The sequence below is a fragment of the Sphingomonas sp. Leaf22 genome (assembly GCF_001421715.1).
GTDB lineage: Bacteria > Pseudomonadota > Alphaproteobacteria > Sphingomonadales > Sphingomonadaceae > Sphingomonas.
Window position 1 is genome coordinate 408,204 of sequence record NZ_LMKP01000041.1, and the last position, 21,517, is coordinate 429,720.

Below are 21,517 nucleotides of genomic sequence, written 5' to 3' on the forward strand. Positions count from 1 at the left end.
GGCGGGGGTTTCGCACCCCCGCCCTTTCTTTCAAATCGCTGCGTTCGGGATCACCCGCCGTGGCGGGCGATCCATTCCTCCAGCACCGGCGCGATGCGGTTGCGCCATTTGGAGCCATTGAAGATGCCGTAATGGCCGACTTCGGGGGCCATATGATATTGCTTCATACCCTCCGGCAGCGCGGTCGCCAGGGTCAGCGCGGCGCGGGTCTGGCCCAAGCCCGAAATATCATCGCGCTCCCCTTCGATCGCGAGGATCGCGGTGTCGGCGATGGCGCCCGGATCGACCGGCCGCCCGCGATGCAGCATCGTGCCTTCGGGCAGGGCATGGGTCTGGAATACCACGTCGATTGTCTGCAGATAGAATTCGGCGGTCATGTCGCAGACCGCGCGATATTCCTCGTAGAAGCGCTGCGTAGTCCCCGCCCCTTCGCCATCGCCCTGCACCAGATGCTTGAACATCTCGTAATGCGAAATCATGTGGCTGCCGAGGTTCATGCTCATGAACCCGGCAAGTTGCAGGAAGCCCGGATAGACGCGGCGGCCCGCACCGGCATAGGTCATCGGCACGGTCGCGATAACATTCTGTTCGAACCACGCGTGCGGACGTTCGGTCGCCAGCGTGTTGACCGCGGTCGGGGCCTCGCGCGTGTCGATCGGCCCGCCCATCATGGTCAGCGTGCGCGGACGGTTGGGATGCTGGTCCGCCCCCATCAGCGCGGTCGCGGCATAGACCGGAACCGAGGGCTGACAAACCGCCAGCACATGCGCGCGCGCATCGCCGGTCTCACCCATTTTTTCGAGGAAGGCGCTGACGTAATCGATATAATCGTCGAGATCGAACCGCCCCGCCGACAGCGGCACCAGCTTCGCATCGCGCCAGTCGGTGATATAGACATCGGCGCTCGGCAGCATCCGTTCGACGGTACCGCGCAGCAGCGTGGCGTAGTGGCCGCTCATCGGCGCGACGATCAGCAGCTTGGGACCGCCCTCGACACCTTCGCGTACGAACCGCTTCAACTGGCCGAACGGGCGACGCAGCACGATTTCCTCGCGCACCGCCACCGTCTGCCCGTCGACGACGGTGCTGGTCAGGTTGAAGGCCGGTTTGCCGCGCGGGGCAGAGGCGTGGGCGAAGACGGCGAGTGCCGAGCCCAATACCGGTCCGCCACCGAAATAGGCGAAGGGATTGCTGGGATTCTGTAGCAGGCCGGCCCCGAAATTCGCCATCGCGCTGGCACCGGCCAGCAACGATCGTTGCCATTCATAAGCGTTATACAACATGGGCATCCCCGAAACTGGTCTGACGGGGACTACCCGTACCAGTAAAAATATAGCGATTCGTTGCCACCGGCAACGCTCCGAACGTCGTACACTGAATTCCGCACCGAAACGGTAAGGGTGATCCGGCACCGTATCGGTCGATACGTGTAAGCAACGAAGTGGCGCAGAGGTTCCCTTTGCGGTCGGTTCGCACAACCGCTAAGCCGCGCGCCATGGCAGATCCGGCCCCCGCCCCCGACCGTTCGAAGATGCTGCCGGCGCTCCGGCTCGTCTGGCGATTCACCTTCCGCTACAAGCCGCAACTGGCCGGTGCCCTGGTGTCGCTGGTCACCGCCGCGCTGGCCACGTTGTGGATCCCGCGCACGTTCAAGCAGGTGGTCGACAATGGATTCGCGGCGGGCGCGGACCTCAGCCGGATCGGCACCTATTTCGAAGGGCTGCTGGGCGTGGTCGTCGTGCTGGCGATCGCTACCGCCGGGCGCTTCTATTTCGTATCGTGGCTGGGCGAGCGGACCGTCGCCGACCTGCGCATGGCGGTGCATCGCAACCTGCTGACGCTGTCGCCCGGCTGGTTCGAGGAGAACCGGCCGTCCGAGATCGCGTCGCGGCTGACCGCCGATACCGCGATCGTCGAGGGGATCGTCAGCACGACGGTATCGATCGCGCTGCGCAACCTGTTGGTCGGGATCGGCGGGGTGCTGTACCTGTTCGCGCTCGCGCCCAAGCTGGCGATCTACCTGATCGTCGGCATTCCCGTCATCGTGCTGCCGATCATGTGGCTGGGCGGGCGCGTGCGCAAATTGTCGCGGTCGAGCCAGGACCGGATCGCCGATATCGGATCGATCGCGTCGGAAACGCTGGGCGCGATGAAGATCGTGCAGGCGTTCGGGCAGCAACATCGCGAGGGCGACCGGTTCGACGCCGCCGTCGATCGCGGGTTCGAAACCGCCAAGAAGCGGTTCGCGACGCGCGCGGTCATGACCGCCTTCGTCATCGGCATGTTGTTCGCCGCGATCACGCTCATCATGTGGGACGCGGTCAGCGACGTGGCGGCGGGGCGGACGACCGGCGGCGCGATCACCGCGTTCGTCATCACCGCCGCGCTGGTTACCGGATCGTTCGGCGCGCTGACCGAAGTCTATGGCGACCTGTTGCGCGCGTCGGGTGCGGCCGGGCGGCTGGCCGAATTGCTGGCCGAACGGCCGGTGATCGCCGCGCCCCCGCAGCCGGTCGCGCTGCCTGAACCGGCGCGGGGCGCATTGTCGTTCCGCGACGTCACCTTCCACTATCCGACGCGGCCCGATGTCGCGGCACTGGCCGACTTCACGCTCGACGTGACGCCGGGCGAAACCGTGGCGGTGGTCGGCCCGTCGGGGGCGGGCAAGTCGACACTGTTCCAGCTGATCCAGCGCTTCTACGACCCGGCATCGGGCGTGGTAGCAGTAGACGGGGTCGATGTGCGCGACGCCGATCCCGAAGCCGTCCGGGAACGGATCGCGATGGTACCGCAGGAAACGGTAATCTTCGCCGCCTCCGCCCGCGACAATCTGCGCTATGGTCGCTGGGACGCGAGCGACGACCAGCTCTGGGCCGCTGCCGATGCCGCCAACGCGACGAGTTTTCTGCGCGCGCTGCCCGACGGGCTCGACACGTTTCTGGGCGAAGGCGGTGCGCGGCTGTCGGGCGGGCAGCGGCAACGGGTGGCGATCGCCCGCGCGTTGCTGCGCGATGCGCCGCTGCTGCTGCTCGACGAGGCGACCTCGGCGCTGGATGCCGAGAGCGAGCGGCTGGTGCAGGATGCGCTCGACCGGCTAATGGCGGATCGCACGACGCTGGTGATCGCGCACCGGCTGGCGACCGTCCGGGCGGCATCGCGGATCATCGTCATGGACCATGGCCGGATCGTCGAAACCGGCCGGCATGGCGAATTGATCGCGCAGGGCGGGCTCTATGCGCGACTGGCGAATTTGCAGTTTCACGAGGCGGGTTGAGGGTTTGGCGCTCAACCGGCACCCCTGTGCCTAGACGGGATCGACATTCAGTTCGCTGAGCGCAGGAATAGCGTTCGATCCCCGTTCGTCCCTCCCGCGCAGGCGGGAGTCCCCATACGCCAGCGTCGCGAATCCAGCCAAACCGTCGGCGTCTATGGATTCCCGCCTGCGCGGGAATGACGAAATTCCGTGGTTATCGCTGAAGGTCGATCGGTCATAGGATGATGGAACCGCAGTCCGTTTCGGTATCGTCACGCCGGGCTTGACCGAGTGCTGTGCGAAAGTCGCAGTCACTGCCGCAAACTCGACGTACCCCCGCGCAGGCGGGGGTCCAGAGCCAGGCAGAACAACGACTTGCGCTTGGGACCCTGGACCCCCGCCTGCGCGGGGGTACGGCAGGGGGAGGGGTTAGAGACCTTCGCAGAGGTCTCGGCTTGACCCGGGGTCCTGCTTCTTGCGCGCCGTGATCGAAGAATAGCCGGATGCCGGATCAAGCCCGGTATGACGATGCCGATGGTACGAGCTTCGATTTTAGGTAAATAGTTCGAGCAGCTTCGAGCGTAGTCGAGAAGCGCCTCGAACCGAGCGGAAAGGGCTTGCCCCACCCCGTCACGCGACCGCCGCGACCAGTTCCCCTGCCCGTCCTTGCAATTGTTCGCTCAGCGCCGCCAACCCGCCGACCAGCCGGGTGAGCGTGCCCGCCTGATCGCCGATCCCGTCGGCCGCCGCCGCGATGCCGCTCGCCCGTGCGTCGATATCGGCACCGGCCCCGCGCGCTTCCTCGACCCGGATCGCGATCGCCTGCGTCGTGTCGCGCTCGGCGGCGATGGCGGTGGCGATGGTCGTCGTGATCGCGCCGATCGCGGCGATGGCGGACTGGACCGCGCGCTGTCCGCCGGTGACGTCGTCGAGCAGCGCGCGGGCGGCATCGACCCGGCCGGCAATCTCGCTTGCCGCCGTCTCGGTCTGGCGCGCGAGCGACTTCACCTCGCCCGCAACGACCGCGAAACCCTGCCCCGCCGCCCCGGCGCGGGCCGCCTCGATACCGGCGTTCAGGGCCAGCATGTTCGTTTGCCTCGTCAGGCCGCGGATCAGGTCCAACATCGCTTCGATCGTTGTCGCGACGTCGGACAGCGACTGGACATGCCCCCGGTTGCGCTCGACCAGATCGCCCGCATCACGACGCAGCCGGTCGGCATGATCGGTATCGCGGGTGATCCGTTCGAACGAGGCGGCGAGCGCCCGTCCACGTTGTTCGATGTCGACCATGCCCTGCGCGGTCTGATGCGCCGCCGCCGCAACCGACATCGCCCCGCCGCGTGTCGTCGCCGCCCGATGATCGAGGTCGGCCGCCACCTGCCCGATGGCGGTGCAGGCCACCCCGATATCGGACGACAACTGCCGAATCCCGGTTTCGAAGGCATGCGCCGCCCGCCGCACCCGTTCCGCACGGGTCCGCGCCTCGACCGACATGTCGCCATGCCAGCGCGCCGCCATCCGCAGCAGCCGCGTCGCGTCGAGCAGCCCGGCGAACACGCCGTCGCGCACCAGCACGACGCCGTCGTCGCTGTGCAGGCCGACCAGTTCGGGCACCGGCGTATCGGCATCGGCGATCGTCGCGCGGCGCACCAGCCGCGCCGTACTCGCGCGGAAGCTCGGATTGTCGAGCAGGGCATGGCCGAACGGATTGAACAGCAGCGCGCGGACATCGACCTCGCGCAGCACCCCCACCGGCCGGCGCTGCGGATCGAGCACCGCCAGCAGCCGCAGGTCGTGATGCGCACGAAACCGCTCGACGATCGCGCTCAGCGTCGCATCCTGCCCGATGGTCAGATGCTCGGCGGCAAGGCCGGGGTCGAGGCGGGAGAGCGCGGTCATCACCCGGCCGACCTAGGGGGCGGATGGTAAACCAGCGACTAACCGGGCGTGACACCGCGATGACACACCCGGTTTTTTTGCTAGCGGTCGGTCGTCAGTGCTTGCGCCCCTGATGCCGGATATTGGCGGGCCGACCGCGACGCTTCAGTACGCGCTGTGGCGGCCCCTTGCGCCGGTCACCGCCGCCACCGCCCGCCGATCCCTTGCCATCGGGCAGTTCGAACCGCAGCGCACCCGACACCGGATTGGCTTCGGCCAGCCGAAGCGTCAGGCGCTGGCCGGCGCTGAACGTCTCGCCGCTATGGTCGCCGATCAGCGACTGCGACGTTTCGTCGAACCGGAAATATTCGGTGCCGAGGTCGCGTGCCGGGACCAGCCCGTCGCCCCCCACCCCCTCGATCGTCGCGAAGAAGCCGAACGAGGCGACGCCGGTGATCCGCGCCTCCATCACCGTGCCGACATGTTCGGCCAGATAGGCGGCGACATAGCGGTCGACGGTCTCGCGCTCCGCCTCCATCGCGCGGCGTTCGAGGCCGCTGATCGCCTCGCCCACCCGTTCCATATTGGCCGCATCCTCGGCGGGCAGCGCGCCTTCGCCAAGCTTGTAGCTGCCGACCAGCGAGCGATGGACGATCAGATCGGCATAGCGGCGGATCGGCGACGTGAAATGGGCATAGCTGCCGAGGCTGAGGCCGAAATGACCATGGTTTTGCGGGCCGTAGAACGCCTGCGTCTGGGTGCGAAGAACCTGCTCCATGACCTGCGGCTTGAAATCGGCGTCGCCGATCCGCGCCAGCACATGGTTGAACGTCGCCGGGCGGATCACCTGTCCCAGCGCGAACGGCACGTCGAAGGTTTCGAGATAGTCCTTCAGCGCCACCAGCTTTTCGCGCGTCGGCGGTTCGTGGACGCGGTACATGACCGGTGCCTTCTTCGCCTCCAGCGCCTTGGCGGCAGCGACGTTGGCGGCGATCATGAAATCCTCGATCAGCCGCATCGAATCGAGCCGTTCGCGCGGCGCGACCGACAGGATGCGCCCCTTTTCATCCAGCACGATCCGCCGTTCGGGCAGGTCGAGGTCGAGCGGCTCGCGCTGCGCCCGTGCCTTGGCAAGCGCCGCCCAGCAGCCCCAGAGCGGTTTCAGCGCGCCGTCGATCAGGTCGCGCGCGACCGGCGCATCGGCGACGCCGTCGATCGCAGCCTGCGCGTGTTCATAGGCGATGTTGGCGGCGACCCGGATGACCGCGCGGGTGAAGCGCCAGTCCCTGAGCTTGCCGTCCTTCGCGATCGTCAGGTGGCAGACCAGCGCCGCACGGTCCTGCCCGGCTTTCAGCGAACAAACATCCGCCGACAGGATTTCGGGCAGCATCGGCACGACCCGGTCGGGGAAATAGACGCTGTTCCCCCGCGACCGCGCCGATTTGTCGAGGTCGGAGCCGGGGCGAACATAGAAGGACACGTCGGCGATGGCGATGATCGCGCGCCAGCCGCCGTCATTGTCGCCGCTGTCGTCGGGGCTGGCCCAGACGGCATCGTCATGGTCGCGCGCATCGATCGGGTCGATCGCGACGATCGGCAGGTGGCGCAGGTCTTCGCGGTCTTCGCCGAGCGGATACCCGGCGACCTTGCGCGCCTCGGCCAGCACGTCGTCCGAAAACACATCGGGGATGCCGTGCTTGTGAATCGCGATCAGCGAGAAGCTGCGCGCCTCGAACGGATCGCCAAGCCGTTCCACCACGCGCGCGGTGATGCGCGGCGGGCGGCCGCCGAGTGCCGCCAGCACCAGATCGCCCGGCGCGGCCCCGCCGGCATCGGTCACCGGCACCTCGCGGCGCTCCTTCTTGTCGACACCCTGCAACCACAGCTTGTCGCCCTCGGCACGCAGCACGCCCAGCACGGCATCGGCGGCGCGATCGAGCTTCTTCATCGGGTAGGCCGCCCAGCCGTTGCCGGCCTCTTCGGTGCGCGCGAGGATGCGGTCGCCGATGCCGAGCGCGCTGCGCCGGCCGCGTTCGCGCACCCGCACACGCGGCGGCGGCGTCTCCGCCTCCCATCGTTCGGGCACCGCCCAGACATTGCCGCCATCGTCGACATCGGCGACGCGCAGCACGGTAACCTTCGGCAATCCACCCATCTTGTGGAACGCGCGGCCCGGCGCGCTGTCGATCAGGCCCTCATCGGCCATGTCCTTCAACATCGCCTTCAGCGATATCTTCTGCTGCGCCGACAGGCCGAAGGCGCGCGCGATCTCGCGTTTGCCCGCGGGGGTATCGGACGTCTGGATAAAATCGAGGATCTGCTCGCGGGTGGGCAGGCCGGGCGGCGTTTTGGTGCGTACCATCGCCCACGACATAGGACGTGCCGCGCGTCAGACCAATGGCTAACACCCAAGGGAGCCGATGCGCGCGCCGTCCGTTAGCCGCCCGACAGTTCCGAACGGGAGAGTGACATGGGTATCTTCGAACGCATCAAGACGCAGATCTTCGGCAAGGACGGCGGTCCGTTCGGCGACAATTATCTGGGAAAGAAGAAAGAAGCGCCCGCGCCGCAGCCGGCCCCCGCACCAGCCCCGACCCAGCAGCATGCGCCGGCCCCCGCCGCGCCCGCCCCTGCTCCGGCCGCTCCGGCGGCCCCGCAGCCGGTCGACCCGATGACCGCGATCGAACGGATCGCCCAGCAGAAGGGCAACCCGGCGCTGAACTGGCGAACGTCGATCGTCGATCTGATGAAGCTGCTCGATCTCGACTCCAGCCTCGACAACCGCAAGGAACTGGCGACCGAACTCGGCTATACCGGTGCCAAGGACGGCAGCGCCGAGATGAACATCTGGCTGCACAAGGCGGTGTTGCAGGAACTGGGCAAGGCCGGTGGACAGGTACCGGGAAATTTGAAGGACTGAGGCCGGACGCCCCGACTGTACCCAAGTAAAGATCGGGGCATAGTGCCGATAGGTGCCAAGTATAGCCTGACCTGAAAGTATCCCCGCGAAGGCGGGGATCCAGAGCCACGGGCGTCAGCATTTGTGACCCTGGATCCCCGCCTTGGCGGGGATACGCTTCTTCCGTTATTCAGCCCGTAACGCTTAGTACGCCCGCCCGATCAGCACCCGCTCCACCGCCGGCGCACCGGTAAACACGCACGGCCCGTCGTCGCACCCGGTCTGCCCGAGCGGCGCGTTGCGGATGGTCAGTTTCAGCCCCTTCAGCCGCTGCACCACCGTTTCCAGCGCATCGCCGGTCGGCTTCGACCAGCGAACGTCGACCCAGCCGGGGTTCCGGATGCTTTCGGCGAAATGCGCCTCGACACCGGCCCAATCGTCGATGGGGACGATCTGCGCGCGGAGCCGTTCGGTCGACTGCCCCAGCAACGTCGCCTGAATATCGCCCAGCGTCTCGCCGATCGACGCCAAAAAATCGGCCTGCACCACGACCTGCGAGTCGAGCTTGCCATCGGCGCGGTACAACCGGTCACGACGCACGACCGAGACATTGCCGCCGGCCATGTCGCGCCCACCGACTTCGACGATCACCGGCGCGCCCTTCTTGACCCAGCCCCAGCGCTTGGTCGCTGCCTTGGCCGGCTTCAGGTCGAGCAGCGCACGGACCGGTTCGCCGAGCGCAGTCTGCTTCGCCAGCGCCGCCTGCAACTCGCGGCAATAGGCGATCAGCGGTTCGTCCTCGGGCGCGTCGCGCAGCATCGGCACGATCACCACCTGCCACGGCGCGATCGCCGGCGGCACGCGCAGCCCGTCATCGTCGCCGTGCACCATGATGACCCCACCGATCATCCGCGTCGACACGCCCCAACTGGTCGTGTTGGCATGTTCGAACTGTCCTTCGGCATTCTGGAAGCGGATATTCTGCGCATGGGCGAAATTGGTGCCGAGGAAATGCGAGGTACCCGCCTGCAACGCCTTGCCGTCCTGCATCATCGCTTCGATGCTGTAGGTCGCGACCGCGCCGGGGAATCGTTCATTCTCCGGCTTCTCGCCCGCAATCACATGCAGGCCGAGACAGGTTTCGGCGAACTCGCGATAGACTTCGAGCATCTTGAGCGTCTCTTCTCGCGCCTCCTGCGCGGTGGCATGGGCGGTATGCCCTTCCTGCCACAGGAATTCGGCGGTGCGCAGGAACATGCGGGTCCGCATTTCCCAGCGGACGACATTCGCCCATTGGTTGATCAGCACCGGCAGGTCGCGCCACGACTGCACCCAGCGGGAAAAGGCGGTGCCGATCACCGTTTCGCTGGTCGGGCGCACGACCAACGGCTCCTCCAGCTTCGCCTCGGGATCGGGGGTCAGCCCGCCCTTGCCGTCGGCGATCAACCGGTGGTGGGTGACGACCGCCATTTCCTTGGCGAAGCCGTCGACATGCTCGGCCTCCTTCTCGAAATAGGACAGCGGGATGAACAGCGGGAAATAGCAATTTTCATGCCCCGTCGCCTTGATCCGGTCGTCGAGCAGCCGCTGGATACGCTCCCAGATGCCATAGCCCCATGGCCGGATGACCATGCATCCGCGCACCCCGGATTCCTCGGCCAGATCGGCCTCGGTGATGACGGCTTGATACCAGGCGGCGAAATCCTGTTCGCGGGTGACGTTGAGAGCGTGCTTCATGGGACCGGGCGATAGCGGCAAAGAGGCCCGTTCGCCAAGCGGCGATACGCGCCTCCACCGCGACGCGACGCTCATGGGGTGGCGTCGCTGCGCGACAGCCTGTAGGTGCCCCCCCATGCCCGGCGACCGCATCCTGAAGGGGCTGGCGCTTCGCCTGCTCGCGATCTTCTTTCTGTCCACCATGTCCGCACTGGTGAAGCTGGCGGAGACGCGCGGCGCGTCGCTGCCCGAAACGATGTTCTATCGCCAGCTGTGCGCGCTGCCGATCGTGCTCGGGTTCGTCGCTGCCGGACCGGGCCTGAAATCGCTGCGCACCACCCGGATCAGGGGCCATTTGACGCGGTCGATGATCGGGCTGGTGGGCATGGTCTTCACCTTCGGCGCGGTCCTGCTGCTACCGTTGGCGGAGGCGACGACGTTCCAGTTCACCGTGCCGATCTTTGCGACGCTGCTCGGCGCGCTGGTGCTGCGCGAACCGACCGGCTGGCAGCGGTGGAGCGCGGTGCTGGTCGGGTTCGTCGGCGTGCTGGTCGTGGCGCAACCGGGCAGTGCCCATGTGCCGCTGTTCGGGGCGTTCGTCGGGTTGATGGCGGCGCTGTTCGTCGCGCTGGTCGCGATTGCGCTGCGCCAGTTGCGCGACGAGCCGGCGGGAACGACGGTGTTCTGGTTCTCGACGCTGACCCTGCCGTTCATCGCCATCGCCTACGCGTTCAACATCCGCTCGCATGACTGGCTGACATGGGCGAACCTGATCGCGATCGGCATGGTCGGCGGCATGGGGCAGATCGCGCTGACCGCCGCGTCGCGCGCGGCTCCGGTCGCGACGGTGGTGCCGATGGATTATTCGGGCCTGATCTGGGCGACCGTCTACGGATTTCTGTTATTCGGCGTGCTACCGACGTCGATGACATGGGTCGGCGCGCCGATCATCATCGCCAGCGGGCTGTTCATCGTATGGCGCGAACACCGACTCGGCCGGCAAAAGGTCCGTTCGATGGTCGAGGAGGACTGATTCAGTCCTCGATCTCATCGCGAACCTGCGCATGGGCGAGCAGCGCGAACAGGATGCTGCCGCCGACGATATTGCCGAACAGGACGGGGACGAAGAATGTCAGCGCCTGCATCGCGCCCATGTCGCCATGCAGGACCAGCACCCACATTTCCGCCGAACCCGCGACGATATGGGCGAACCCGCCAAGGTCGATCAGTCCGGTCAGCAGCACGATCAGCGTTATCTTCTGCCCTTCCGCGCTCGGCAGCGTCCACACCACGCTCGCCAGCAGGATGCCAGACGGAATGCCGGCCAGAAACCCGGCAAGGCCGCGATGGTGGAAGATCGCGCCGCTGACCCGGACCAGTTCGCCCGCCTGCTCGACGCCCAGCCCGCCCAGCATCGCAAAGCCGGCAAAGGCGAAGGTCCCGACCAGGTTCGCCGCCAGCACGATCGCCCATAACCGCAGGGTTCGCAGCAGGTTGCGCCCCGTCGGCTCGGTCGCCAGCGGCAACACCGCCGACAGCGTACTCTCGGTAAACAACTGCATCCGCCCGAGAATGACGACGACGAACCCCAGCGAATAGCCGAGCGCCTGCAACAACGGCGTCCATGGTCCGTCCGGCACCGCGGTATCCATCACCGCCTTCCCCAGCAGTGACAGGCCGATGGCGATGCCCGCGGTGATCCCCGACCACATCAGCGACGCGGCCGGACGTTCCAGTTCCTCGATCCCCTGCCGCCGCACGACTTCGTGGACGATCAACGCAGATGCGGCACGCCGGTCGTCGACGACCTCTTCCTGTTTGGGGTTCAGGGCGACTTTCTGTTCTTCATCGGCAATTTCGGGCGGGGATGATTGCGGGTCGGCCATAGGCAAAAGGCAACCGTCGGTGGACCGGCCGGTTCCGCCGGCGTCAGACGCGGGGTCGTGCCGCCGCCAGCAGCGCGCGGGCGCGAACGAACATCTCCGCGCGGTGCGCGACGATCAGGCCCCAGCCCAGCGCCATGAACGCGTCGGTCAGCGTGGTCGCGCTCATGTGCAGCGCGCTCGCCCCGCCCTCGGCCATGACCTCCTTGAGCACCGTGCGCGCCGCCAGCAGGCCGAACAGGAACAGGAATGCGGCGGGCGATTGCCGGTGGCTGAGCCGGTGGGTTTCCGGGTCGATTTCGATATGCATCAACCGGCCGCGCTGCCAGCCGAGCGTTAGTCCGGCGACCGCGGAGATCGCGCAGACCGCCCAGCCCCAGCCGGTCGGCGGCATCGATCCGAACAGCGCGACCGCGACGACGGTGACGATGACCGGGACCACCCACAATGTCTCGAACCGCAGCCGGCGCAGACCCCGCCCCCGCCACCAGCGCAGCGACAGGATCAACGCCGCGACCGCGATCGGGATCAGTTTCGGCCACCAGTCCATTTCGGTATCTCCCCCGTCCCGCACGGCCACCGGGCGGGACGGCACAGACTATTCCGCCGCCTCCGCGACCGGCGCAATGCTTTCCTTCCACGCCAGCACCGGCTTGCGCGCCGCCAGCGTTTCGTCGAGGCGACGGCGCGGCGCGAAGTGCGGCGCGGACTTGAGCGCGGTATCGCCCGCCTTGGCGCGTTCACCGACCGACTTCAGCGCGCCGATGAACTGGTCGAGTGCCGCCTTGCTCTCGGTCTCGGTCGGTTCGACCAGCATCGCGCCGTGGACGACCAGCGGGAAATACACCGTCATCGGGTGATAGCCCTCGTCGATCAGGCCCTTCGCCACGTCGAGCGTCGAGAAGCCCTCGGCAAGGTTCGCGTCGCTGAACAGCGCCTCGTGCATGCACGGCCCGCTCTTGCCGAACGGCGCGTCGAGCGTGTCGTCGAGGCTGCGCAGGACGTAGTTGGCGTTGAGCACCGCGTCTTCCGACACCTGCTTCAACCCATCCGCGCCGTGGCTCAGGATGTACGACAGCGCACGGGTGAACATGCCCATCTGGCCATGGAAGGCGACCATCCGGCCGAAGCTGTCGGCGTGATGCTCGCCGGCGGTCTCTTCCTCGACCAGGACGAAGCGGTCGTCCTGCTTCTCGACGAAGGGCAGCGGCGCGAACGGGGTCAGCGCCTTCGAGAATACCACCGGACCCGACCCCGGACCGCCGCCGCCATGCGGCGTCGAAAAGGTCTTGTGCAGGTTGATGTGCATCGCGTCGACACCGAGATCGCCCGGACGCACCCGGCCGACGATCGCGTTGAAGTTCGCACCGTCGCAATATACGTACCCGCCCGCCGCATGGACCGCGTCGGAAATTTCCTTCAGGTCACGCTCGAACAGCCCGCAGGTGTTCGGGTTGGTAATCATCACCCCGGCGACGTCCGGCCCCAGCCGGTCCTTCAGCGCCTGCGTATCGACGCGGCCATCGGCGGTCGCCGGAATGTCCTTGACCGTGAAACCGGCAAAGGCGGCGGTGGCGGGGTTGGTGCCATGCGCGCTTTCGGGGACGAGGATGATTTTGCGATGCCCCTCGCCGCGCTTCTCCAGCGCCGCCTTGATCGCGAGGATGCCGCACAGCTCGCCATGCGCGCCGGCCTTCGGGCTCATCGCGACCGAATCCATGTTGGTCAGCGTCACCAGCCAGTGCGCCAGCTGATGGATCACCTCCAGCGCGCCCTGCACCGTGTCGATCGGCCCCAGCGGGTGGAGATCGGCGAAGCCGGGCAGCCGCGCCATGCGTTCGTTCAGGCGCGGATTATGCTTCATCGTGCACGACCCGAGCGGAAACAGGCCGAGGTCGATCGCATAATTCTGCCGCGACAGCCGGGTATAATGGCGCACCGTTTCCGGCTCCGATAGGCCGGGCAGGCCGATCGCGCTCTTGCGGGCATGGCCGCCCAGCCGCGACGCGACCTTCGGCGCTTCGTCGAAATCGACGCCGGTCGTCTCGTCCGACCCGATCTCGAAGATCAGCGCCTCTTCGAGCATCAGTGCACGGTTGCCGGTGAAGGTCGCCTGGCCCTCGCCCGTGGCCTCGCCCATGGCCGGACGCCAGCCGCTCTGGTTCACGCTCATGCCACTACCTCGCTCAATGCGCTCGCGAGCGCTTCGATATCTTCCACCGTCACCGTTTCGGTCACCGCCACGACCAGCCCGTTCGCCAGTGCATCCTCACCCGGATAGAGCCGGCCGAGCGACACGCCTGCCAGCACGCCGCGATCGGCGAGTTCGCGCACCACCGGCCGCGCTTCGGTCGGCAGCTTCAGCGTGAATTCGTTGAAGAACGTGTCGTTGACCAGCTCGACGCCCGGTATCTGCATCAACCGCTCCGCCGCCGCACACGCCCTGGCATGGTTGACCTCGGCCAGTTGCCGCAGCCCTTTTTCGCCGAGCAGCGTCAGGTGGATCGAGAAGGCGAGCGCGCATAGCCCCGAGTTGGTGCAGATGTTCGACGTCGCCTTTTCGCGGCGGATATGCTGTTCGCGGGTCGACAGCGTCAGCACGAAGCCGCGCTTGCCCTCGGCATCGACCGTCTCGCCGCACAGCCGGCCCGGCATCTGCCGCACCAGCTTTTCCGAACACGCGAACAAGCCGACATAGGGGCCACCGAATTGCAGGCCGACGCCCAGCGACTGGCCCTCGCCGACGACGATGTCGGCACCCAGATTGCCCGGTGCCTCGATCGCGCCCAGCGCGACCGGCTCGGTCACGACCGCGATCAACAGCGCCTTCACCGCATGGGCGGCATCGGCGATGCGTTGCAGGTCGGGGATGCGGCCGAGGATGTCAGGATACTGTACCACGACGCACGACGTATCGGCGTCGATCTTCTCGATCAGCCGATCGTCATCGGTCTGCGCGACCAACCATGGCGAAGTCGTGTCGAGCACGTCGCCGGTGAATTTCGCCATGGTCTTCGCGACCGAAACGTAATGCGGATGCACCCCGCCCGAAAACACTGCCTTCGCCCTGCGCGTCACACGCCTGGCCATCGTCACCGCTTCCCAGCAGGCGGTCGACCCGTCGTACATCGACGCATTGGCGACATCGCAGCCGAGCAGCCGCGCGACCTGGCTCTGGAATTCGAAGAGCATCTGCAACGTGCCCTGCGCGATTTCCGGCTGATAGGGCGTATAGGCGGTCAGATACTCGCCACGCTGGATCAGATGATCCACGCTGGCCGGCACATGGTGGCGATAGGCACCGCAGCCGAGGAAGAACGGCACCGATCCCGCCGCGACATTCTTCGCCGCCAATGCCGACAGATGCCGTTCGACCGCGAGTTCGCTGGCATGGTTGGGCAGGCCGGGCACTGGCGCGCCCAACCGTGCGGATTCGGGGACGTCGACGAACAGGTCGTCGATGCTGTCGGCACCGATGACGGCCAGCATCTCGGCGCGATCGGTCGGGGTCAGGGGAAGATAGCGCATGATGGTCCTTGTTGGTCCGCCGGGGCGGCCTCATTCGTCATTCCGGCGAAAGCCGGAATCCACGGATACGGGCGTCATCGACTCGGAACGCGCCGGCCCGTGACCATGGATCCCGGCCTGCGCCGGGATGACGCAGACCGGGGACAGATCGGTTGGCCTACAGCCGCGCGACGTAGGCCGCGTATTTGTCCTCGTCCATCAACTCACCCAGCTCGCTGTCGTCGCGCAGGGTCAGCTTGAAGAACCAGCCCTCGCCTTCGGGGTCTTCGTTGACCAGCGCGGGATTGTCGGCGAGCGCCGTGTTGCCTTCCAGCACGGTGCCCGATGCCGGGGTGTAGACGTCCGACGCGGCCTTGACCGATTCGACGACGGCGGCGTCGTCACCCTTGGTCAGTTGCTTTCCCTCTTCGGGAACATCGACGAACACAATGTCGCCCAGCTGGCCGGCGGCATATTCGGTGATACCGACGGTCGCGACTTCACCGTCGACCTCGATCCATTCATGTTCCTGCGTGAAATAACGGCTCATCCGGCAAGCTCCCTTTAGCGGACGTAACGATGGGGGACGAACGGCATCGGCACGACCCGTGCCGCATGCACCTTGCCGCGCTGGCGCAGCATCACGGTTCCGGCCTCGGCCAGCGCCGGCGGGCAATAGGCCATGGCGATCGGCGCGGAAATGCTCGGCGCGAACCCGCCGGAGGTGACGTGGCCGACGGCATTGCCATCGCCGTCGATCACCTCGGCACCTTCGCGCACCGGCTGGCGACCCTCGATGATCAGGCCGATCCGCTTGATCTCCGGACCCGCCGCGCGTTCCGCGAGGATGCGTTCGGCACCGGGAAAGCCGCCTTCCTCGCGCCGACGCTTCGACAGCGCGAAGCCGAGATCGGCGGCGACCGGCGTGGTGTCGGGGCTGAGGTCATGGCCATAGAGCGGCAGACCGGCTTCGAGGCGCAGCGAGTCGCGCGCGCCCAGACCAATCGGCTTGACCTCGGGTTCCGCGCAGATCGCGTCGGCAAAGGCGGTGGCGGCATCCTCGGGCAGCGAAATCTCGAACCCGTCCTCGCCGGTATAGCCCGACCGGCTGACCCAAAGGGCATGGCCGTTCCAGTCGAACCCGCCCGCGGTCATGAACGTCAGCGCGGCGACGCCCGGCAGAATGCGTTCGAGCGCATCGACCGCCTTCGGCCCCTGCAACGCCAGCAGCGCGCGGTCGTCGAGATGGTTGAGCGTGATCGCATCGGCGAGATGCTCGCGCAGATGGCCGATATCGTCATATTTGGTCGCGCCGTTGACGACCATATAGAAGGCGTCCTCGTCGGCGTCCGCGACGTCATCGTCGTCCGCCTTGAACGGGAACGGCACTTCCAGCCCGGCGGCATCGATCCGCGTGACCATGAGGTCGTCGAGGATGCCGCCCTGCTCGTCGAGCAGCAGCGAATAGCGCATCCTGGCGGGCTTCAGGATCTTCAGGTCGCCCGGCAGCAACGCTTCCAGCGCCGCGGTCGCGTCCGGTCCGTGGATCAGCAACTGGCCCATATGGCTGACGTCGAACAGGCCGGCGCTCTCGCGGGTCCACAGATGCTCGGCCATGATGCCTTCATACTGGACGGGCATCGTATAGCCCGCGAACGGGACCATCCGCCCAGCCCTGGCGCGGTGCCACGCGTCGAGCGGCAGGGTCTGCGGCGGCAGTTCCTCGACGGGATCGCTGCCATCGGCGCGCAGTTCGTGGGCGGGTTCGCTGTTCGGGGCGGTATCGCTCATATGCGCCAGGTCCTTCGTGAATCGGTTCAACGACGCCGGACGGCACAGGGGTGCCGCATCGGTCGTCGCCCCCTCTGTCACGGAACCTGAGAGCTTTCGCGTGGGGCTTGGCCCATGCTTACCCCTTCGGTGGTCCGACCGGTTCGGCCGCGACGCTTTCCAGAGTATCTTGCCACAAGCGCGGTCCCTGTTGCCTGAGAGATTCCGGGGCGGTTGCTCCTTCGGCGGCGGATCACTCCGCACTCTCCCGCGCATGGCGTCGGCTGTAAGCCTGTCGATGGCGCAAGCTCTGGCTTGAGGGCCGGGATTAGTCAATCGGGAAAGCGGGGACGGTGCGCTACCGGCACTCGTCATCCCGGCGCAGGCCGACCTCACCCTCTCGTCATTCCCGCGAAGGCGGGAATCCATTGCCGCAACGGTAGCGTCCCTTGCCGCAACGTCAGCGTGTATGGGTTCCCGCCTGCGCGGGAACGACGAAGACGAAGCGGCTGCCCGTGCGAGCCGGCTTCACCGTGTGACGTTATACTTCAGCTGTTCGTCGGTCAGCTGGAAGCCGACCAGCGCCTCGAAGGTCGCGGCCAGCACCGCCTGCCGGACCGCCGGATCGGACAGCGGGTCGGTCGCCGCGTCCTGATCCCCGGGCTTGCGACGGCGGTTGATCTGGTTGCGCGTTTCCTGCGGCAGCGTCGCGGCGGCGCGGTCGACGATCGCGGTCCCCTGCCCCTGTGCCTGCGCGCGCGCCGCGCCATCGGCGAAGTTCAGCGTCACCTGCCCCAGCCGCTTCGACACGACCTGCGTGCCGCCGCGTACCACCGACACGAAATAGGGGAGCGTCACCGTCCGGGCACCCTGCGTCGTGTTGCGGCGGGCCTGTACGTCGAACGTCAGCGTGCTGTTGATCGTGTCGCCGCCCTCGGCGCAATTGGCGCGCAGGTTCGTCAGCGTCGCGACGACGTCGATCGCCTTCGCCTCGCGGCTGGCGGGCGGGTCGAACAGCGTGATGTCGCCGGTCCCCGCCGGCACGCCCGCCACCGGACAGGCCGACCGCACCGCCGAAATGCCGACGCCCTGCGTCACGTCGAGTTCGCCGGTACGCTTGCATCCGCTCAGACCCGCAAGGGCGATGGCGGCAACGACGGCGGTTTTGCGGAGGGTCACGGGAACACGATACCTTATGCACGGGTGCGGCGATGCCGCGCCTCCTGATAGCCACGCTTCATAGGAACCGCCTTTCGCGCGTGCAAGCAATCGAGTCGCTTTCGATTTGGGCGGCACCTGCCCGCTACCCCCACCCCCACACGACTTGGCGTGCCCCCAAACAAGCTGTAAGCGCTGGCACCATGACCGACACCCAACGCCCCGTCATCGAATTGCTGATCGCGGCCCCCCGCGGCTTCTGCGCCGGCGTCGACCGCGCCATCCAGATCGTCGAGCTCGCGATCCAGAAACACGGCGCGCCGGTCTATGTCCGGCACGAAATCGTCCATAACAAGTTCGTGGTCGACTCGCTCCGGGCCAAGGGCGCGGTGTTCGTCGAGGAACTGGATCAGGTGCCCGACGGCGTGCCGGTTGTGTTCTCGGCGCATGGCGTGCCCAAATCGGTCCCGGCGGCGGCCAGCCAGCGCGGCCTCGAATATCTCGACGCGACCTGCCCGCTGGTGTCGAAGGTCCACCGCCAGGCCGAACGGCTGGTCGCCAGCGGCCGCCACATCCTGTTCGTCGGCCATGCCGGCCATCCCGAAGTCATCGGCACCTTCGGCCAGGTGCCCGCGGGGCAGATGACGCTGATCGAGACGGTCGAGGACGTCGCCGCGCTCCAGCCCGCCGACCCCGACAACCTCGCCTTCCTGACGCAGACGACGCTGTCGGTCGACGACACCCGCGCCATCGTCGAGGCGACGATCGGCCGCTTCCCGAGCATCGTCGCGCCCAAGGCCGACGACATCTGCTACGCCACGTCGAACCGGCAGAATGCGGTGAAGGCGATCGCGCAAAGCTGCGACATGATGCTCGTCATCGGCGCGCCCAATTCGTCGAACTCGGTGCGGCTGGTCGAGGTCGCCGAGCGCGAGGGCACCCGTGCCCGCCTGATCCAGCGCGCCGCCGAACTCGACTTCGCATGGCTGGAGGGGGTCGGCACGCTCGGCATCACCGCCGGTGCGTCGGCGCCCGAAGTGCTGGTCCGCGAACTGGTCGACCGCATCGCTACCCGCTACGACGTCACCGAGTCCGAGGTCGAGATGACCCGTGAAACGATCGCGTTCAAACTGCCGCGCGGCCTCGAAGCCGCCTGATGGCCGTCTATACGCAGGTGTCGGCAGAGGCGCTCGCGCGCTTCCTGTCGGGCTATGACCATGGCGACCTGATTTCGGCCAAGGGCATCGCCGAAGGGGTCGAGAACAGCAACTATCTGGTCGATACCACCACCGGCCGTTTCATCCTGACGCTGTATGAAAAGCGGGTCGATCTGGCCGACCTGCCCTTCTTCTTCGCGATGACCGATGCGTTGGCGGATGCCGGCAATCCGGTGCCGCGCGCGCTGCCCGATCGCGCGGGACAGGTGATCCAGACGCTGGAGGGTCGCCCCGCCTGTCTGATCGAATTCCTGTCGGGCGTGTCGGTCAGCCATCCGACTCCCGAACAGGCACATGCCGCCGGTGCGGCGCTCGGCGCGCTCCATCGCGGCCTGACCGGCTTCGCGCCGACGCGCGCCAATTCGATGGGTGTCGGCGCATGGCCGACGCTGTTCGCCGACTGTGCGCCCCAGCTCGATTCGATCCGGCCCGGCCTGCGCGCGCGGGTCGGCAGCGCGCTCGATACGGTCGTTGCGGCATGGCCCGCCGACCTGCCGACCGGCGCGATCCATGCCGATCTGTTCCCCGACAACGTGCTGATGCTCGGCGACCGCGTCACCGGGCTGATCGACTTCTATTTCGCCTGCACCGACATCGTCGCCTATGACGTCGCGATCACCCATTCGGCATGGAGCTTCGATGCGAAGGGTGCGCCGCTCGACCCCGCGATCGGACGGGCGCTGCTGGCCGGCTATCGGACACAGGCTTCACTCACCGAGGCCGAGGTCGCCGCGCTGCCGCTGCTGGCGAAGGGGGCCTGCATCCGCTTCCTGCTGACCCGCGCGTGGGACTGGATCAATACGCCGGCCGACGCGCTGGTGACGCGCAAGGACCCGCTCGCCTATCTGCGCCGGCTCGACTGGTACGACGCGAACCCGGCCGCCTTCGCATGACCGATGCGCCCGAACTTCCCCGCGTCGAAATCGCGACCGATGGCGCGTGCAAGGGCAATCCCGGCCGTGGCGGCTGGGGCGCGGTGCTGCGCGCCGCTGATGGCCGCGAGCGTGAATTGTCGGGCGGCGAGCGCGAGACGACCAACAACCGCATGGAATTGATGGCCGCGATCGAGGGGCTGAACGCACTCAAACGTCCCTGCCGCGTGATCCTGTCGACCGACAGCCGCTATGTAATGGACGGCCTGACCAAATGGATCAAAGGCTGGCAGAAAAACGGGTGGAAGACCGCCGCCCGGCAACCGGTCAAGAACGCCGAACTGTGGCAGCAACTGCTCGCCGCCGCCAAACCGCACCGCATCGAATGGGTGTGGGTGAAGGGCCATGCCGGCCACCCCGATAACGAGCGCGCCGACCGGCTCGCCAGCGATGCAGCCCTGAACCAATGATCCCACGCGTCCTGATCGACACCGCGCACGTGCCCGGCGACAATGTCGAATTGCGCCTCGTCCAGCGCGGCGACGACTTCATGATCGTCCTCGACCGCAACGAATTGATGAGCAGCCGCATGTCGGCGTCGGAAGAGGCGTTGGCCGATCTCGGCTGCGCCCACCTTACGGCACGCAAGGGCGCGCGGGTGCTGATCGGCGGCCTCGGCATGGGCTTCACCCTGCGCCGCGCGCTGAAGATTCTGCCCGCCGATGCCGAGGTGGTCGTCGCCGAGCTGGTACCCAAGATCGTCGACTGGGCGCGCGGACCGCTGGCGCACATCTTCGACGGCTGCCTCGACGATCCGCGCGTGCGGATCGCGGTGGGCGACGTAGCGTGGGCGATCGAGGACGGCGGCTGGGACGCAATCCTGCTTGACGTCGACAACGGTCCCGATGGCTTGACCCATGCCGGCAACGACAAGCTGTATTCGGCCCGCGGGCTACAGGTCACCAAGCGCACGCTGCACGCCGGCGGCGTACTGGCGATCTGGTCGGCCTATGCCGATCCGGCGTTTACGAAACGACTGCGCGATAGCGGCTATGCGGTGGAGGAGCAGGTGGTGCGGGCGCGGGGGACGAAGGGTGCGCGGCATGTGATCTGGCTGGCCGGGCGGCGATAGGGGGTTTTCTTTCGCCGTTTGCTAAGCGGGATCGACATTCAGTTCGCTGGACGCAGGGATAGCGTTCGATCGCCTATCGTCACTCCCGCGTAGGCGGGAGTCCATATACGCCAGCGTCGCGAATCCAGCCAAACCGTTGGCGGATATAGATTCCCGCCTGCGCGGGAATGACGAAATTCCGCGCTTATCGTTGAATTTCGATAGGTCCCAGGAACCTCCATTCCTACTTGAT

The 21,517-nt window shown here is 67.0% G+C and carries 18 protein-coding genes and 1 riboswitch; of the genes, 7 read left to right on the plus strand and 11 right to left on the minus strand.

The window, feature by feature from the left end; genetic code table 11:
- Window positions 1-50: 50 nt before the first annotated feature.
- Window positions 51-1,283, minus strand: coding sequence for a polyhydroxyalkanoate depolymerase (locus ASE70_RS15575; protein ID WP_056506693.1), 1,233 nt, complete (start codon window positions 1,281-1,283; stop codon window positions 51-53).
- Between the two features lie 212 nt (window positions 1,284-1,495).
- Between ASE70_RS15575 and ASE70_RS15580 the strand changes: the two genes are divergently transcribed.
- Window positions 1,496-3,274, plus strand: coding sequence for an ABC transporter transmembrane domain-containing protein (locus tag ASE70_RS15580; protein WP_056506696.1), 1,779 nt, complete (start codon window positions 1,496-1,498; stop codon window positions 3,272-3,274).
- 609 nt (window positions 3,275-3,883) lie between these two features.
- Here the strand turns inward: ASE70_RS15580 and ASE70_RS15585 are convergent.
- A complete protein-coding gene (locus tag ASE70_RS15585) occupies window positions 3,884-5,152 on the minus strand; it encodes a methyl-accepting chemotaxis protein (protein WP_056506700.1) in 1,269 nt (422 codons plus the stop codon).
- A gap of 94 nt (window positions 5,153-5,246) precedes the next feature.
- The gene (locus ASE70_RS15590) at window positions 5,247-7,493 is read right to left on the minus strand and encodes a ribonuclease R family protein (RefSeq protein WP_056506892.1); all 2,247 of its coding nucleotides are present in this window, start codon (window positions 7,491-7,493) and stop codon (window positions 5,247-5,249) included.
- 108 nt (window positions 7,494-7,601) lie between these two features.
- On the opposite strand from ASE70_RS15590, the gene ASE70_RS15595 reads away from it, so the two are divergent.
- Window positions 7,602-8,051, plus strand: coding sequence for a DUF3597 domain-containing protein (locus ASE70_RS15595; protein WP_056506703.1), 450 nt, complete (start codon window positions 7,602-7,604; stop codon window positions 8,049-8,051).
- A gap of 183 nt (window positions 8,052-8,234) precedes the next feature.
- Here ASE70_RS15595 and ASE70_RS15600 read toward each other — a convergent pair whose 3' ends face one another.
- On the minus strand, window positions 8,235-9,767 hold the full coding sequence (locus ASE70_RS15600; protein WP_056506707.1) for an aminoacyl--tRNA ligase-related protein: 1,533 nt from the start codon (window positions 9,765-9,767) through the stop codon (window positions 8,235-8,237).
- Window positions 9,768-9,882: 115 nt separating this feature from the next.
- On the opposite strand from ASE70_RS15600, the gene ASE70_RS15605 reads away from it, so the two are divergent.
- Complete coding sequence (locus tag ASE70_RS15605) at window positions 9,883-10,779, plus strand: DMT family transporter (RefSeq protein WP_056394785.1); 897 nt, start codon at window positions 9,883-9,885, stop codon at window positions 10,777-10,779.
- Between the two features lies 1 nt (window position 10,780).
- Here the strand turns inward: ASE70_RS15605 and ASE70_RS15610 are convergent, their stop codons facing one another.
- From ASE70_RS15610 to ASE70_RS15640, 7 genes are all read right to left on the minus strand, one after another.
- Entirely contained in the window at window positions 10,781-11,632 is an 852-nt protein-coding gene (locus ASE70_RS15610; RefSeq protein WP_082438720.1) for a formate/nitrite transporter family protein, read from the minus strand.
- A 43-nt stretch (window positions 11,633-11,675) separates the two neighbouring features.
- Entirely contained in the window at window positions 11,676-12,179 is a 504-nt protein-coding gene (locus ASE70_RS15615; protein WP_056506710.1) for a CcdC protein domain-containing protein, read from the minus strand.
- Window positions 12,180-12,227: 48 nt separating this feature from the next.
- Complete coding sequence (gene gcvPB / locus ASE70_RS15620; RefSeq protein ID WP_056506712.1) at window positions 12,228-13,802, minus strand: aminomethyl-transferring glycine dehydrogenase subunit GcvPB; 1,575 nt, start codon at window positions 13,800-13,802, stop codon at window positions 12,228-12,230.
- The gene (gene gcvPA / locus ASE70_RS15625) at window positions 13,799-15,157 is read right to left on the minus strand and encodes an aminomethyl-transferring glycine dehydrogenase subunit GcvPA (protein WP_056506719.1); all 1,359 of its coding nucleotides are present in this window, start codon (window positions 15,155-15,157) and stop codon (window positions 13,799-13,801) included. The genes gcvPB and gcvPA overlap by 4 nt, the downstream gene beginning before the upstream one ends.
- 157 nt (window positions 15,158-15,314) lie before the next feature.
- The gene (gcvH, locus tag ASE70_RS15630; RefSeq protein WP_056394777.1) at window positions 15,315-15,686 is read right to left on the minus strand and encodes a glycine cleavage system protein GcvH; all 372 of its coding nucleotides are present in this window, start codon (window positions 15,684-15,686) and stop codon (window positions 15,315-15,317) included.
- Window positions 15,687-15,700: 14 nt separating this feature from the next.
- Complete coding sequence (gene gcvT, locus ASE70_RS15635; RefSeq protein ID WP_082451063.1) at window positions 15,701-16,927, minus strand: glycine cleavage system aminomethyltransferase GcvT; 1,227 nt, start codon at window positions 16,925-16,927, stop codon at window positions 15,701-15,703.
- 171 nt (window positions 16,928-17,098) lie between these two features.
- A riboswitch (glycine riboswitch) is annotated at window positions 17,099-17,187 on the minus strand.
- Between the two features lie 247 nt (window positions 17,188-17,434).
- Window positions 17,435-18,085, minus strand: a complete 651-nt coding sequence (locus tag ASE70_RS15640) for a hypothetical protein (RefSeq protein ID WP_056506722.1) — start codon at window positions 18,083-18,085, stop codon at window positions 17,435-17,437.
- Window positions 18,086-18,267: 182 nt separating this feature from the next.
- Between ASE70_RS15640 and ispH the strand changes: the two genes are divergently transcribed.
- The 4 genes from ispH to ASE70_RS15660 are packed head-to-tail and all read left to right on the plus strand — an operon-like array spanning window position 18,268 to window position 21,285.
- Window positions 18,268-19,221 (plus strand): 4-hydroxy-3-methylbut-2-enyl diphosphate reductase, encoded by a 954-nt coding sequence (gene ispH, locus ASE70_RS15645; protein WP_056506725.1) that lies wholly within the window; start codon window positions 18,268-18,270, stop codon window positions 19,219-19,221.
- Complete coding sequence (gene thrB, locus ASE70_RS15650; RefSeq protein WP_056001699.1) at window positions 19,221-20,174, plus strand: homoserine kinase; 954 nt, start codon at window positions 19,221-19,223, stop codon at window positions 20,172-20,174. Before ispH ends, thrB begins: the two co-directional genes overlap by 1 nt.
- Window positions 20,171-20,623, plus strand: a complete 453-nt coding sequence (rnhA, locus tag ASE70_RS15655) for a ribonuclease HI (RefSeq protein ID WP_056001702.1) — start codon at window positions 20,171-20,173, stop codon at window positions 20,621-20,623. The genes thrB and rnhA overlap by 4 nt, the downstream gene beginning before the upstream one ends.
- Window positions 20,620-21,285, plus strand: coding sequence for a hypothetical protein (locus ASE70_RS15660; RefSeq protein WP_056506728.1), 666 nt, complete (start codon window positions 20,620-20,622; stop codon window positions 21,283-21,285). Before rnhA ends, ASE70_RS15660 begins: the two co-directional genes overlap by 4 nt.
- The last annotated feature ends 232 nt before the right edge of the window (window positions 21,286-21,517 follow it).

Coding starts and splice junctions, on each gene's coding strand:
- ASE70_RS15575 (WP_056506693.1), bottom strand. CDS start 1,283: ATGTTGTATAACGCTTATGAATGGCAACGATCGTTGCTGGCCGGTGCC.
- ASE70_RS15580 (WP_056506696.1), top strand. CDS start 1,496: ATGGCAGATCCGGCCCCCGCCCCCGACCGTTCGAAGATGCTGCCGGCG.
- ASE70_RS15585 (WP_056506700.1), bottom strand. CDS start 5,152: ATGACCGCGCTCTCCCGCCTCGACCCCGGCCTTGCCGCCGAGCATCTG.
- ASE70_RS15590 (WP_056506892.1), bottom strand. CDS start 7,493: ATGGTACGCACCAAAACGCCGCCCGGCCTGCCCACCCGCGAGCAGATC.
- ASE70_RS15595 (WP_056506703.1), top strand. CDS start 7,602: ATGGGTATCTTCGAACGCATCAAGACGCAGATCTTCGGCAAGGACGGC.
- ASE70_RS15600 (WP_056506707.1), bottom strand. CDS start 9,767: ATGAAGCACGCTCTCAACGTCACCCGCGAACAGGATTTCGCCGCCTGG.
- ASE70_RS15605 (WP_056394785.1), top strand. CDS start 9,883: ATGCCCGGCGACCGCATCCTGAAGGGGCTGGCGCTTCGCCTGCTCGCG.
- ASE70_RS15610 (WP_082438720.1), bottom strand. CDS start 11,632: ATGGCCGACCCGCAATCATCCCCGCCCGAAATTGCCGATGAAGAACAG.
- ASE70_RS15615 (WP_056506710.1), bottom strand. CDS start 12,179: ATGGACTGGTGGCCGAAACTGATCCCGATCGCGGTCGCGGCGTTGATC.
- gcvPB (WP_056506712.1), bottom strand. CDS start 13,802: ATGAGCGTGAACCAGAGCGGCTGGCGTCCGGCCATGGGCGAGGCCACG.
- gcvPA (WP_056506719.1), bottom strand. CDS start 15,157: ATGCGCTATCTTCCCCTGACCCCGACCGATCGCGCCGAGATGCTGGCC.
- gcvH (WP_056394777.1), bottom strand. CDS start 15,686: ATGAGCCGTTATTTCACGCAGGAACATGAATGGATCGAGGTCGACGGT.
- gcvT (WP_082451063.1), bottom strand. CDS start 16,927: ATGAGCGATACCGCCCCGAACAGCGAACCCGCCCACGAACTGCGCGCC.
- ispH (WP_056506725.1), top strand. CDS start 18,268: ATGACCGACACCCAACGCCCCGTCATCGAATTGCTGATCGCGGCCCCC.
- thrB (WP_056001699.1), top strand. CDS start 19,221: ATGGCCGTCTATACGCAGGTGTCGGCAGAGGCGCTCGCGCGCTTCCTG.
- rnhA (WP_056001702.1), top strand. CDS start 20,171: ATGACCGATGCGCCCGAACTTCCCCGCGTCGAAATCGCGACCGATGGC.
- ASE70_RS15660 (WP_056506728.1), top strand. CDS start 20,620: ATGATCCCACGCGTCCTGATCGACACCGCGCACGTGCCCGGCGACAAT.